This is a genomic window from Pseudomonas sp. ASL3 (assembly GCF_056680425.1).
In genome coordinates this window covers 1,323,858-1,336,997 of the sequence record NZ_CM155281.1, presented here as the reverse complement: position 1 = coordinate 1,336,997, position 13,140 = coordinate 1,323,858, and the positions used below count along the sequence as shown (strand labels likewise).

Below are 13,140 nucleotides of genomic sequence, written 5' to 3'. Positions count from 1 at the left end.
ATGCGATGAGTGAGGGTCAAGACTCTCATCCCCCTCACTCATCCTCCTCGTCAAATCTGCCTGGATCAACACGATACTCCCCGCAGTAATACCCAAATCCCGAATGGCCACCTCTCCAGCCATCATCGTCATCGACCCGAGCGTCAGGCATCAGTCCTGACTGTGCCATCCCTTGAAGAATCCAAAGCCCAGCACCGAATAAAGCGATCCAGAACGACACGTAAAGAAGCAATCCGATCGCCCCAATTTTGATAGCGCGAAAAACCCACCTGCAGAGTGTCGCTGAAGCACCTGCCGTCACCAGACGCTGAATCAATCGTGCTTCCCATTTTAGGTATCGGCTGATCGCCGAGCCGATCAAATGACCTGCTCGATGAGCGATGCTTGGTTTGACGTTTGAGCTCTGCATTTTCGCACCTCACGTTTGATAAATACCTTCGAAGTGAGGCAAGCAGATCAAAAAGCCAGCGCTATTGAAATCGCCCTTTTCCGAGAAGTGCGTACGACATTTCCGAAGCCTCAGTAGACAGACGGAATGCACAGCAAAGTGAGCCACCGGCTATTGTAATTTGCGTCCCAATCGAAAATCAGAAGGCGTATAAAGCAGGTAAAGCCGCCCAAGGCTTGAGTGATGGCACGCGATCGGCTCAACAGGAGGGTGGCAAAGGGGCAGACATTACCAAGAAAGCTGCGTCCTGATCGCCGGACAAACCTAGGGTGACAAGCCCCTAGGCTGGCCTCTTAAGCATCGTCATGATGGAAGCTAGGGTCAAAAATATTCTCAGGTGCATACGGATCTGGAAACAGCGCTTCGGTATCAAAACCCACCTCACCGTCATGATTCCATGTGGTTGAATCTTTCTTTTCACTGCGAAGGGCTCCCGCCGCCAAGACAGCTAAGGCAACGACAGCGAACCAGAAGGCACCGTACAAGAGAAACGCAGCCAAGCACACATTGAAGATCAATAGCCCTGCGCTCACCAACGATGATGGGACACCCTTGCGAGATATCCAGCCCGCTAATCTCACCTGATACTTGAGATAGCGGCTCACTGCAGAACCGAGCAAATGACCTGCTTGATGGGCGATTCCTGGCTTGACTGTTGAATTCTGCATTTCGACTCTCCCGCTGGCCTAAAACAAAATCTGGACATGCCGAGAGAAAATCAAAAAAACGACCTCATTGAAATCGTACGTTTCCGAGAAGCGCGTACGATATTTCTGAGGACGTAGAACAAGTATTAAATGCCCGAAGCGCATTTACATTTCATCGTTTGGGCCGGATTTGCGTTTGTGCAATCATTGATGCCTTGGTCGGCAAACGGACCTGACCATCGACATCTCAATACAAGAAAACCTATGCCCTTTTTTCCGCCTCTGATCTCGGATGATCAGACTATCCATCTCTCACATTTAGATCCCTTCACCCTTAAGGTGGAAAGTCAGATCGCAAATAAATTGCTGAGAGTCGGAGTGAGGTTCAGTAATCACTGCTTCACCAAAGCCTATGATCCAAGCACCCATCCAGAAGGGTTTCCAGTTTTGCTTGATGCAGGACGACGGGAAAGAAGTTTTTGTGCAACCCGCTATCGATTATCCCTACGGCTGCCTCAGGTCGTGGCAGGTTTTGGGCACCCACGGGTTCAGGTGTGGCAGACGGCCGAGAGACGCAACTGGGTTTACTCGATGACAATTGACGACCCCGAAGGTCCCTATCATGTTTTCTTCGAACTGAGACGGACACCACCCACTCATCGGCAGCAATGGGACTTAAATATGGTCATTGAAAGCGCCTATCACGAGAGTCCGCACCTGGGACCTCCGAACGTGTTGGGCAAGATGGGGTTCGTCTTGTTGTGCGGTAAGGTCTACACCGGCAAACCAGTTTCGACAAAACGTTAGAACGAAAAAAGGTGCCCTAGGGCACCCTTTTCGTGTTCGGTAAAGCTATCCGGACACCACTCTGGCTTTCGCCTTGGACCGCCTTGCGCGATCACTGGATTGCTCCAGCTGGGAAGCGCTCGATCTCATCCGGTCAGTCGCTTCGTTTGACCAGTATATCCATCGATCGAATTTGAGCAAGCACTCGCTATTCATTTCGAATAGCGCTCGCTATTTGTATCGATATTCCTCTACCCCTTGGATCAATGGGTATCAGTGACAGAAAACCTGCCACAACTGATCCAACCGGGTCGTATAACTCTGACTCATCATCTCCCGCCGCATCCCCCAATCCGGATCGGTGGGAACACTACCAGTCCTAAGCGTCCCCCTGCCCCACCGCCCATTGATTTCATCCAACACCCCCATCACCTTCTCTGCCGCCACCGGCTGCGAAGCCGCAAACATATCGTCCGTGTAATCCCCCGCTGACCAAGTTCCAGCAACAATACCTCTGCCTTGCTGTACCTGAACCCCGGCCGAAACACCTGCTCAACCGCCGCAACCGCCGCCTTGGTTAGCACGCGCACGTCATCAGTCGGATACGGCAGATCCACGATCACACCATTTGCATACTTGGCCTCTTCCGGGTTGAACATCCCCGTGCGGATGCTGATGCGGATCTTCTTGCACAGCGACCGCTGCGCCCTGAGCTTTTCCGAGGCGCGCATCATGTAGGTGGCCACCGCTTCTTTGATCGGCGCCATCTCGGTCAGGCGCTTGCCGAACATGCGGCTGCAGCAGATCTCCTGCTTGGGCGGGTCAGGCTCGTCCAGTTCGAGGCATGGCGTGCCAGCAAGCTCGCGCGGTCTTCTCGATGACTACGCTGAATTTCTTGCGCAGCATCCACGGGTCGGCTTTCGCCAGGTCCATGGAGCTTCTGATCTTCAAGCCTTCCAGGTGAATCTTCATGCGCCGGCCGACGCCCCAGACTTCACCGACATCGGTGTTGCGCAGCACCCAATCACGCTTGTACGGGTCGCAGATGTTGACCACGCCGTCGGTCTCGACCTGCAGACGCTTGGCCGTATGGTTCGCCAGCTTCGCCAGGGTTTTGGTCCCAGCGATAACCACTCCAACGGGTATGCCGGTGCCCTGCAGCACGGTCGCTCGGATGCGCCGGCCAAGCGAATCCAGGCAGCCCGGAACGCCCGTCAGGTCGACGAACGATTCGTCGATGTAGACCTCGGCCACAGACACCATCGACTCGATCAGCGTCATGACGCGCTCGCTCACGTCACCGTTTATGTGGAATAGAAAATCAACGGGGATGCGGATTTTTCTCCCCCCTCACACCAAACCAGCATGGCCATGAGCATCCAAAGAAAAACAGATCGCCGACGGCTCCGGTTTACGACTGCTACCGGATGTATCTTGCATCCGGCTGACCATGCCCGCAAAAGAGACGACAGACAGAGACGACCCTGGACGGTCAACTGCCGCTGCACTCCCGCTCAAGAAAACCGTCTTCAGTTGCCTATGCTGGCAAAGGCCCGGACGCGCGGTAGGCTTCGATCAACGTGTCGAAAAGCGAGATGTCCGACCGACTTCTTGCGATGAGCTGAGCGCCGGCGACGGCTGCAAAAATGGCACGTGCCCGAACCTCACTGTTCTCCGGTTTGCAAACCTTCGCGGCCGAAAGAAGCTTGGTTAGCCAAACGACGTTGACATCAGCAAAAGCCTGGATTTCCTTCGTCATCTCGCTTGGCAGGTTATCGGTCTCCGCGCCCATGAAGCTGCCTAGGCAAAGACGATTATCGGCTTCAAGTGATCGACGAAAAATCTCAGGAAAGCGACGCAGAGCGTCTATCGGGTTCGGGTCTTCTTCGGAGATCGTCTCAAGTGCGGCCGCGCCGTCCTCCCAATATCGCTTGGCAACAGCAACACCAAGATCGGCTTTGCTAGGAAAGTGGTAGTAAATGCTCGCCGCTTTGATCCCTACCTCTTGGGCAAGGTCGCGAAAATTCAAGCCATTGTAGCCCTGTGATTGGGCAATTTTCGTGGCGGCCAACAGGATGGCCTCTCGGGCGTTGGTGTTCATTGTGGTGCCTTTCGTCCAAAGGACGATGTCTCGGATGGTGTACAACCATGCTATATCAAAAGCCTACCTTTAGTTAGGTAGACCTTGCGTCGCTGGAAGGGAGATAGCGAGCTTCCTTTCTCTGCCATGTCGGGAATGTGGAACCTATCGTTTTCTGAGCGCCGACGGCTTGGTCGTCGCCAGCGGCCGCCGAGAACGCCATGCGACGGCGATCCCGACGGTTCCGGAGCTACCCACTAGAGCCGTTATTCGGCCGGCGAGTCCAGCTCAGGAATGCCACTACTCCGATCGGCGTAGGCAGCCTGGAAGCTAGGGCGCTTCTGCCAGCGCTTCCAGTAGGCGTCCAGGAACTCAAAACGTTCGTCCAGAGGGGTGGCGTTGACCGGGAATTTGGAGAACGCGATCGCTGTTGCCAGCGTTATGTCCGCGAAGGTGGGAGCATCCCCGCCCAGCAGCCATTCGCGGCCGTCGGACAGATGACGATTGACCAGCGCAGCATGGGCCAACGCTTCCTTGCGGCAGTGCTCGCCCCAAGCCTCGTTCTTGGTAAGTTCGAGCTTGAATCCGAGCCCGGTGTGCAACACGTGAAATGCCGTGACGATCCGATACAGGATGTGCACCCAGACCCGGTTGTCCCACATGTTATCGAGCCCCTGTTCCAGTGCGTTCTCGCCCATGATCTTGCGACCGGGATAGGACTGGTCGAGATAGCGAACGATGGCAGCCGTCTCGGAAATGAAGCTTCCATCCGCCAGTTGGAGCGTGGGCGTCTCGCCCCACGGATTCATGTTGAGGTGACGCCAGCCACGCTGCTCGCCCCCTGGGGCCATGTCATAGACGGTCTCGTCGAACTGATCAGCGATGCCCTTTTCGTGCATGAACAGGCGCAGGCGCTGCGGGTTGGGAAAGGCCGAAGGCGAGGTGAAGAGTTGAAGTTTAGAAGTCATGATCGATCCTGGAGGTTGGTGGCTGAATTGCCTAACTAACGTTAGGTAGCCAAACCATAGCGAATGCATTACCTCGAGTCAACCCCTATCTAACACTTGTTAGGTAAATTTTTATCCGAGAGGTCCGTATGTGGATCAGGCAGCAAGGGCATAACGATACGGGCTCCACTCTCCGCGTCGGATGTCACCGGGTTGCGCGAGGTTATTCCTGTCGTAGTGACTCCGCTTGCCGCTAGGTCACATCTTATGGCCGATCCTTTCTCGCATCGATCTCACTGGGCGTCCTGCCATCTAAAGTCGGCACGTTGTCCAGCTTCTGGATAAGGCCGTCCAGCTTCTCCAAATCGCCTTCCACAATCGCCAGCTCATCAGCAGTCAATGGAACTGCTTCCAAGTAACGCCCGATGGAAGTTTTGCTTTCCAAGGCCTGGGCTCTTGCGCTGGCTTTCGGCAGGTTAAAATCACACCCTGCACAGGCCATGCGATGTGGGTGTCAGCGCGATTTTTGCCAGTTCGCGCGTGATTCCACTGGAATCACCATGGCAGTTGGGCACTATGATTCCAGTGGAATCACTTTGACCAGGGTTCGATTAGCGTCATCGTCAAAGCCTCGGAATGGCTCTATCTGAATAGCGCACGAGCTTGCAAAGCGCCGCCTAGCTTCACGGATTAGACCTGCCTTCATCACCGACAACGCTCGTTCGCTCTTGCAGAACGTCTGCATCTGCGTCGGGCAGTCCAGCCAGCGAAAGCCAGCTGGGCCGTACGGGGCGTAGCGTAATAGTGTCGCCGTTGCGTGTAATTTCCAGCTCCGCGACTCCCTCATAAGCCATGTCAGTGGGCAAGCGAATCACTTGAGCTTTACCGTTCTTGAAAATGGAGACAGTGCGCATAACGTTGCTCCTACATAGGTCCGACATGTGTGCGTTTTTTTGCCCGGGAGCAGGTGATTCCAGTGGAATCATGATGGCTAACAACCACTATGATTCCAGTGGAATCACCATAGCAGTCAGCCATCAATCAAACTCAAATCCCACGTAGTCCTGACATCTTCGCGGTGGCCTAAAGTTTCGAGGATAAAGCCCCACTCCACCAGCAACCTCACGCATGGGGCGATTTTTGTGCCAACTCAATCCTCAGGTTCGGCCGCCGCATGATCAGGCGCAGCAAGCACCACGCTTTCAATCCGGTGAGGCAAGATCCCGATGCGATTGGCCTGGACTTTCATCGCGCTGTTCTCGTCGCCCTCGTCGTCTTCCCACTTGTCCATCACCATGCGCCCCTGCACCAGCACCCGAACGCCCTTCGCGTACAACTTTGAGTAGCGCTCGGCATCCCGATGCCAAAGCTCGACGCTGGCCCAGAAGCCGCCCCGATCCTCGTATTCACCATCCCCCTTGGGAATCGAGTTGTCGAAGTAGACGTTCAGTCGCAGCAGACGCCGTGGGTCTTTGTTGCCGTTTGGGAATTCCTTGAATTCTGGCTTGGTGCCGATGTTGCCCTCACCCAGAAATGTTGTGGCCATGGTCAGGCCTCCTTTGCATGGTTGCTGTTGATTAAGTTGAGTCGATGGCGATACGCGGCTTCTGCCTGGCCCATTTTTTTTGAACACTCGGTCGCTTGGCGGCAGATGCTGTGGGTCAGGCTGATCTGCATGTTGATCGCGATGCGCTGCAGCTCCAGCGCGTACAAATCGGCGACCAGGCTGTCGGGGGTGCGTGGGTCGCTCAGGAGCTCGTCCCACAAATCGACGCCCATCTTGCTGCGGTCCGAACGGCTCCATCTCAGGAAGACGGTTCCCGCGCCTGTTGATTGGCAGGTCAACCGAATCGGCAGCAAGGTAAATGGATAACGCTCGGCCTGAGCGAGCACATCGTCGACCGCGAGCTGGATCAGGTTGCCCCTCAGCTGTCGGCAGGAAAGCGCAAATTGGCTCAGGTCTCCCTTACCCTTAAAAGGTTTTAAAAGCCCTTTAAGGAAGGATGCGTGTTCGAGGGTGGAGAAGGCTGTCTGTTGCAGCGGCAGGAAGGCAGCGTGTTTTGGCCCAGCGCTCGATTTTTGCGACATGGGGTCTGGCGCAGGCTTTCGAAATTCGGACATTGCCTCAGCCCTCCTCGACCCCGGGGTCATCAACGCCTGATCGCCCCGCTTCTTCGGTAGTGCTGGATGCGCCTTCCGTATCCCACTCATCTGCAGCAGCCTGAGCTTTAGGACGGATGATGACCGGGGCGAACTCGGACCGACGCGTGCCCTCAAGAACATCCCGCGGCAGTTCTCCAAAGGCTTCACGAGCCTCTCGGGCCCTGGCATTGTTGGCGGCAAAGTCGCCTCGTGCAGCGCCGGAGAATTTGTACCGCTGAGCCAGCCCAAAGAGACTTCTCAGTACATGCGCGCCTTCATTGAGCCAGATCTCCATATCCCGACGGCCAATCAAAGCCGTGTGATGGGCCAGTAGCAAACGGCGAGCAAGCTCATCGAATTGCGTCAGCAGATAGACCGCCATGAACCCCAGCTGAGCGTTGATGAACAGCGGCAGCTTTACCGGATGCAGGCTGAGGTTTTCACCCACGTTCAGGGTCGGTGGCAGACCCGACATGATCTGATCCAGCTGTTCCTTGATCGTGTTCAGCTCGGTTTTACAGGTAGCGATCTTTTCTTCGACCTGGATGATCCACCAATCGGAGTAAGGGTCATCCAGTTCGGCACCACGCTTCATCTTGTTCATGATCCCGACGAATCCGCTCAGGCCAATGATGCCGTTCTTGTCTTCGGTCGCAGTTCGCCCATGCCAAATCCGCGCGGCATGGTGGGTATGCAGGGTGAGATCCATGGCGCTGCGGAGCGCACCGAGGTTGAGTTGGATAGGTTCTGCCACGTTAAACTTCCTGATTGGCTTGGATGCGATCAGTGTCGCCAAGGCGCAGGAAGGCTGTCAGTGCTCAAACTGAATCAGCGCTGGTACTTTTCGGGGCAGGCTGTTGGGTGCCAGTGATTCCACTGGAATCACTACGGCAGTTGGGCACCATGATTCCACTGGAATCACCATGGCAGTTGGGCACCATGATTCCACTGGAATCACCATGGCAGTTGGGCACCATGATTCCACTGGAATCACCATGGCAGTTGGGCACCATGATTCCACTGGAATCACCATGGCAGTTGGGCACCATGATTCCACTGGAATCACCATGGCAGTTGGGCACCATGATTCCACTGGAATCACCATGGCAGTTGGGCACCATGATTCCACTGGAATCACCATGGCAGTTGGACACCATGATTCCACTGGAATCACCATGGCAGTTGGGCACCATGATTCCACTGGAATCACCATGGCAGTTGGGCACCATGATTCCACTGGAATCACCATGGCAGTTGGGCACCATGATTCCACTGGAATCACCGTGGCAGTTGGGCACCATGATTCCACTGGAATCACCATGGCAGTTGGGCACCATGATTCCACTGGAATCACCGTGGCAGTTGGGCACCATGATTCCACTGGAATCACCATGGCAGTTGGGCACCATGATTCCACTGGAATCACCGTGGCAGTTGGGCACCATGATTCCACTGGAATCACCATGGCAGTTGGGCACCATGATTCCAGTGGAGTCTCAGGGTGCGGACCAGCAGAGAACGGCCGACTCTGTTGAAAAAGTCGGCTTCGGTTTCCACGGCAGAAAAGTACGCGCCTGAGATTGAAATCCGTGTTTTGCGCAGAAGGCTCAGGACTCAGATTTGACGTAGCAGCGTGCAAAAAAGGCGATTTCACCGTTCAATGCATGGCTAGCCAGGCCGGGTCGACTTTTTCAACACAATCGGCCAGAAGCAGCCACTCATCGCCATTGAAACCTGGGTGACTCAATTCAATAAAACAACTGCTTTCTGCCTGTAAGACAGGCAGCTTCGCTGCCCTTCAGTAAGTCCCTTCCCGCACCGACCGTCTGACCTCAGCCTGTATGGCATAAGCCGGCGCCTCCACAGCATTGAAATCTTGTATATACCGCTGGGCAAATCCTTCTACCCCCCATTCCTGATACTGCTGCACATGCTTTAGTTCGTGAGCCCAGAGCGCGATGTCCTGTTCTGCGGTTTGAGCGTCCCGGAAGAGGATAATGTCGATCAGCGTCACGGCACCGACATCGGGGTTTTGCAGCATGGCAGTGGCGGCGCTGAATTGGCCGTTGTCGCTAACTTTATAGCGTGCGGTATCGAGGACGCTGGGGTCGTACCAACGCAGCAATTGCTCCCGGATGTGCGGCGGAATGGGTTGGATGCCGGCGTTGGCTGCTTCAGCGCGGGCTTGGGTCAGCCACAGCGCCAGGGCAGGGGCCGCGATCTGGTAGATGCCATCAGGTAAGGGGGCCGAGCATCTGTCCCAGGTCTGGCAGGCAGATGCAGCCGTCCAGGCACACTTGTTTCTCGCCAGCTGGGCAGCCGTTGGTCTGGGCTGGCACTTCAAGAGTCAGGCAAAGAACAAGCAGCGCCACCAGGCGCGTGTTGATGGGCGGCATTGGGCGCTCCAGGGACGGACGCAGCGCGAACAGCGGGTCACAATTGATCGACGACCCGCATAGCTTTAGCGTAGTCCCGAACCAGGCGCCCCCAAGATAATCGCAGGAAGCGACAGGCCACTGTAGTAAACATCCGTCCGCGGCAGCTCTTGGCTGGTGACTCCCGCCCGTCGTGACCAGCAGAGGCCGGCCAAAAGCGGTCGTCCGACACATTCAATTAAAGTGCTTCCGCGCGCAATATTGGCGAATTCAAGCAGCTTGCTGAACCTGCTTACGCGAAGTGACAAAGGCCATCACAGCGGCGAGTAGCAGCAAGGCGGCGCTTGCCAGAAAGGTGATGCGGTAGCCGCTGCCATCGAACAGCATGCCGCCGACGGTCGAGCCAAGTGCAATGGAGAGCTGAATCACAGCCACCATCAGGCCACCACCGGCTTCGGTGTCCTTGGGCAATGCGTTGGCTAACCACGACCACCAGCCCACGGGCGCCGCCGTTGCGACCAGGCCCCACAGACCCAGCAATACAAAAGCCGCTACCACTGCGTCGCCAAAGACTATCAAGGCCAGCGCGATGGTGGCCATCAAGAGTGGAATGCACACCAGGATGCGGTACATGCCGATCTTCAGTAACGTGCCGATGAGTAGCGTACCGATAAAGCCCGCGACGCCGATGACCAGAAGAATCATCGACAGCATGGAGACATCCACGCGGGTAACGGTTTCCAGGAATGGGCGCAGATAGGTGAACAACACGAACTGCCCCATGAAGAAGGTGCCCACCGCCAACATACCGAAGGTGACCAATGGGCTCTTGAACAGTCGAAAGACATTGCCAGAACCAACCTTACGCGGTCCGGCCTTCATGGAGGGCAGGCTGATCCACTGCCAGATCAACGCGATGACCACCACCGGCATTAGACAGAAAAAAGCACCACGCCAACCGATGACACTCCCGAGATAGCTGCCCAGCGGCGCGGCCACAACGGTCGCCAGCGCATTGCCGCTGTTGAAGATTGCCAGTGCCTTGGGCACGCTACGAGCCGGAACCAGGCGCATGGCCATTGCCGCCGACATTGACCAGAACCCGCCGATCACTACACCAATCAGCGCACGGCCGACCATGTACACCGCATAGTTCGGAGCCATACCGACGACCAGCCCCGACACACACATAAGCCCGGTCAGCAGCAGCAACAGCGTCTTGCGGTCCATTGAACCTGCGAGCGTCGAGATCCAAAGGCTGGTCAGCACGGCGAAGGCGCCGGAGATGGCGATGCCATAGCCGGCAAGTCCTTCGCTGATTTGAAGATCCGAAGCAATCGGTGTGAGCAAACTGACAGGCATGAATTCCGAGGCAATCAGCGCGAACACGCACAGTGTCATCGCAAAAATACCACTCCAATAAGCCGGTCGATCCTCGGTCTCCGGCGGGCCGAGGGTATCGCCTACCGGCATGTCAAATACTTGAGCCGTCATTCAAAAATCACTCATCAAAAAATTGTTAGCAGAAAGCGCGGGCTGTTAGCCAACCGCCGTCAGGTGCCGGGTATAGAATGAGCTGAGCGTGTTCCAGGGGATCAGGTTCACGCGGTCATACAGATCGACGTGACCTGCGCCGGGAACCCACACAAGTTCCTTAGGCTCGGCGGCCCGTTTATAGGCGTCTTCGCTGAATTCTTTGGAATGCGCCTGATCGCCGGCGATGAACAGCAGCGGGCGCGGGGAAATCGTCTCGATATCGTTGAACGGATAGAAGTTCACGAACCTGACTTCACTGGTCAGCGCGCGGTTTTGCGTCAGCTCCAGCGTTCTGCCCTGAGGGATATGGATGCCGCGCGGCGTGCGGTAAAAGTCCCAGAACTCACGTGTGACAGGGTCGGTATCTTTATCAGGCTGCGCAGGCAAATAGTTCAGGAATTGCATTTTCCCGGTAGAGAACTCGTCATACCGTTGCTCCGCTGCTTTAGCGAGCATGGCTTGGCGTTGCTCCGCAGTCAGTGAATGGCCCAGCCCATTTCGGGTAACCGCACCCATGTCGTACATGCTGACAGTGGCGATGGCTTTCATGCGTGGATCCATCTTGGCGGCACTGATTGCAAAACCGCCGCTACCGCAAATGCCCAGTACGCCGATACGGTTGCGATTAATAAAATCCCGCGTCCCGAGATAGTCAACGGCGGCGCTGAAAGCCTCGGCATACAGTTCGGGGGCTACCAGATTGCGAGGCTGGCCCTCGCTTTCACCCCAAAAAGACAAGTCAATCGCCAGCGTGATAAAGCCTTGCTCCGCCAGTTTTTGTGCATAGAGCATGGAGCTTTGCTCTTTGACCGCTCCCATCGGGTGGCCAACGATAATTGCAGGAGCACGACCATTTCGACCCAGATTTTTGGGGGTAATTAAATTTCCCACAATCTGCATGCTGTATTGATTCTTGAAGGTCACCTTCTGCACGGTCACCTTGTCGCTCTTGTAAAAATTGTCAGCATCTTCCGGAATGCTTGAAGCTCTCTGCGAACCCGCTGCAAAGGCAGAGCCTCCTGCGACGGAGAGGACGCCCAGAGCAGCGATGCTGACGCCGGCCGTCTTCACAAACTCACGGCGATCGGATCCCGTAGTGGTCAAAGTTTCTGCAGTTTCAAGGCTAATGTCAGGTGTCTCGCTCATCGTCGTTGCCCGTTGAAGATTAGGTGGCAGATCTTGACGGATTCGCGAGAACCTGATTAGTAGGCACAATCTTCATGTAGTTGTGAGAAAAACTCAGCAATGACCAATACCAAAGTGAACGATCTTCAGGCCTTTCTGGCTGTGGCGCTAGACCAGAGCTTTACGAAGGCCGCCGCCAAACTCGGCATCACCCCGTCCGCCCTGAGTCATACGATCCGGGCACTTGAAGAACGGCTGGGCGTGCGCCTGCTGGCCCGCACGACACGCAACGTGTCGCCTACGGAGGCGGGAGACAGATTGATGCGTTCAATCGCCCCGCTCTTCGATCAGATCACCGCCGAACTTGAGGCGCTGGGTGAATTGCGGGACAAGCCGAGTGGTACGATTCGCATCACCTGCACTGACGATCAGATTGAGTTATGCATACGGCCGATGCTTGCGGGATTTTTGAAAGACTATCCAGATATTACGCTGGAGTTCTACGTGGACTACGGGTTCACAAATGTGGTCGAAGAGCGATTCGATGCCGGCATTCGCATGGGTGAATCGATCAGCAAGGACATGATTGCCGTGCGTATAGGGCCGGATTGGCGGCTGGCCGTAGTGGGGTCTCCAGCGTACTTCGAACGGAACCCGGCGCCGACGACACCCCATGAGCTGACCAGCCATGCTTGCGTCAATATCCGACACAGACCATCAGGCGCCATTTACGCATGGGAGTTTGAAAAAAATGGCCAGGCTTTTACCGTCAAGGCAGAGGGGCAGCTGGTTTTCAACAGCATCATGCATGTTCTCAATGCTGCCGTAGATGGAATTGGTTTGGCTTACGTGCCAGAAGAACTGGTTGCACCTTATCTGGCCGATGGCCGACTTAAAGAGATCCTGGCCGACTGGTGCCCCAAGTTTCAGGGTTACCATTTGTATTATCCAAACAGGCGCCAAGCATCTCCTGCTTTTTCTGCATTGGTCGAAGCGCTGAAATATAGGAGCTAAGTTGCCGTCTATTATTTGACCGCAACCTCCCCCCAACGTC

14 protein-coding genes and 2 pseudogenes are annotated in these 13,140 nt (G+C 55.7%); 3 read left to right on the top strand and 13 right to left on the bottom strand.

Translation table 11 applies throughout. The annotated features are described in order from the left end of the window. Positions 1–34 precede the first annotated feature (34 nt). A complete protein-coding gene (locus tag AC1MEE_RS06105) occupies positions 35–409 on the bottom strand; it encodes a DUF3742 family protein (protein WP_480414418.1) in 375 nt (124 codons plus the stop codon). 332 nt (positions 410–741) lie between these two features. Beyond that, positions 742–1,116 (bottom strand): DUF3742 family protein, encoded by a 375-nt coding sequence (locus AC1MEE_RS06100; RefSeq protein WP_480414417.1) that lies wholly within the window; start codon positions 1,114–1,116, stop codon positions 742–744. Positions 1,117–1,245: 129 nt separating this feature from the next. Between AC1MEE_RS06100 and AC1MEE_RS06095 the strand changes: the two genes are divergently transcribed. After that, positions 1,246–1,902: a hypothetical protein gene (locus AC1MEE_RS06095; RefSeq protein ID WP_480414416.1), complete on the top strand. Its 657-nt coding sequence runs from the start codon at positions 1,246–1,248 to the stop codon at positions 1,900–1,902. Positions 1,903–2,154: 252 nt separating this feature from the next. Here AC1MEE_RS06095 and AC1MEE_RS06090 read toward each other — a convergent pair. The 8 genes and pseudogenes from AC1MEE_RS06090 to AC1MEE_RS06055 all read right to left on the bottom strand — a co-directional run. Continuing rightward, a pseudogene (locus AC1MEE_RS06090) lies at positions 2,155–3,183 on the bottom strand (DUF4113 domain-containing protein); the annotation flags it as partial. 235 nt (positions 3,184–3,418) lie between these two features. Then, positions 3,419–3,982 carry a TetR/AcrR family transcriptional regulator gene (locus AC1MEE_RS06085; protein WP_480414415.1) on the bottom strand — a complete coding sequence of 188 codons (564 nt, stop codon included), beginning with the start codon at positions 3,980–3,982 and terminating at the stop codon, positions 3,419–3,421. A 245-nt stretch (positions 3,983–4,227) separates the two neighbouring features. Beyond that, positions 4,228–4,929 carry a glutathione S-transferase family protein gene (locus AC1MEE_RS06080; RefSeq protein ID WP_480411247.1) on the bottom strand — a complete coding sequence of 234 codons (702 nt, stop codon included), beginning with the start codon at positions 4,927–4,929 and terminating at the stop codon, positions 4,228–4,230. 244 nt (positions 4,930–5,173) lie between these two features. After that, a complete protein-coding gene (locus AC1MEE_RS06075; protein ID WP_480414413.1) occupies positions 5,174–5,353 on the bottom strand; it encodes a site-specific recombinase in 180 nt (59 codons plus the stop codon). 238 nt (positions 5,354–5,591) lie between these two features. Continuing rightward, positions 5,592–5,822, bottom strand: coding sequence for a type II toxin-antitoxin system VapB family antitoxin (gene vapB, locus AC1MEE_RS06070; RefSeq protein WP_480414412.1), 231 nt, complete (start codon positions 5,820–5,822; stop codon positions 5,592–5,594). Between the two features lie 236 nt (positions 5,823–6,058). Continuing rightward, positions 6,059–6,454, bottom strand: a complete 396-nt coding sequence (locus AC1MEE_RS06065; protein WP_480414411.1) for a single-stranded DNA-binding protein — start codon at positions 6,452–6,454, stop codon at positions 6,059–6,061. Between the two features lie 2 nt (positions 6,455–6,456). Next, entirely contained in the window at positions 6,457–6,996 is a 540-nt protein-coding gene (locus tag AC1MEE_RS06060) for a DUF3158 family protein (RefSeq protein WP_480414410.1), read from the bottom strand. 37 nt (positions 6,997–7,033) lie between these two features. Next, positions 7,034–7,804, bottom strand: a complete 771-nt coding sequence (locus AC1MEE_RS06055) for a PFL_4669 family integrating conjugative element protein (RefSeq protein WP_480414409.1) — start codon at positions 7,802–7,804, stop codon at positions 7,034–7,036. Positions 7,805–7,911: 107 nt separating this feature from the next. On the opposite strand from AC1MEE_RS06055, the gene AC1MEE_RS06050 reads away from it, so the two are divergent. After that, positions 7,912–8,628, top strand: coding sequence for a hypothetical protein (locus AC1MEE_RS06050; protein WP_480414407.1), 717 nt, complete (start codon positions 7,912–7,914; stop codon positions 8,626–8,628). Positions 8,629–8,848: 220 nt separating this feature from the next. Here AC1MEE_RS06050 and AC1MEE_RS06045 read toward each other — a convergent pair. From AC1MEE_RS06045 to AC1MEE_RS06035, 3 genes and pseudogenes are all read right to left on the bottom strand, one after another. After that, a pseudogene (locus AC1MEE_RS06045) lies at positions 8,849–9,446 on the bottom strand (eCIS core domain-containing protein). A gap of 249 nt (positions 9,447–9,695) precedes the next feature. After that, the gene (locus AC1MEE_RS06040) at positions 9,696–10,919 is read right to left on the bottom strand and encodes an MFS transporter (RefSeq protein ID WP_480414406.1); all 1,224 of its coding nucleotides are present in this window, start codon (positions 10,917–10,919) and stop codon (positions 9,696–9,698) included. A 45-nt stretch (positions 10,920–10,964) separates the two neighbouring features. Next, positions 10,965–11,939 carry an alpha/beta hydrolase gene (locus tag AC1MEE_RS06035; protein ID WP_480416164.1) on the bottom strand — a complete coding sequence of 325 codons (975 nt, stop codon included), beginning with the start codon at positions 11,937–11,939 and terminating at the stop codon, positions 10,965–10,967. Between the two features lie 267 nt (positions 11,940–12,206). Between AC1MEE_RS06035 and AC1MEE_RS06030 the strand changes: the two genes are divergently transcribed. Then, on the top strand, positions 12,207–13,100 hold the full coding sequence (locus tag AC1MEE_RS06030; protein WP_480414405.1) for a LysR family transcriptional regulator: 894 nt from the start codon (positions 12,207–12,209) through the stop codon (positions 13,098–13,100). The last annotated feature ends 40 nt before the right edge of the window (positions 13,101–13,140 follow it).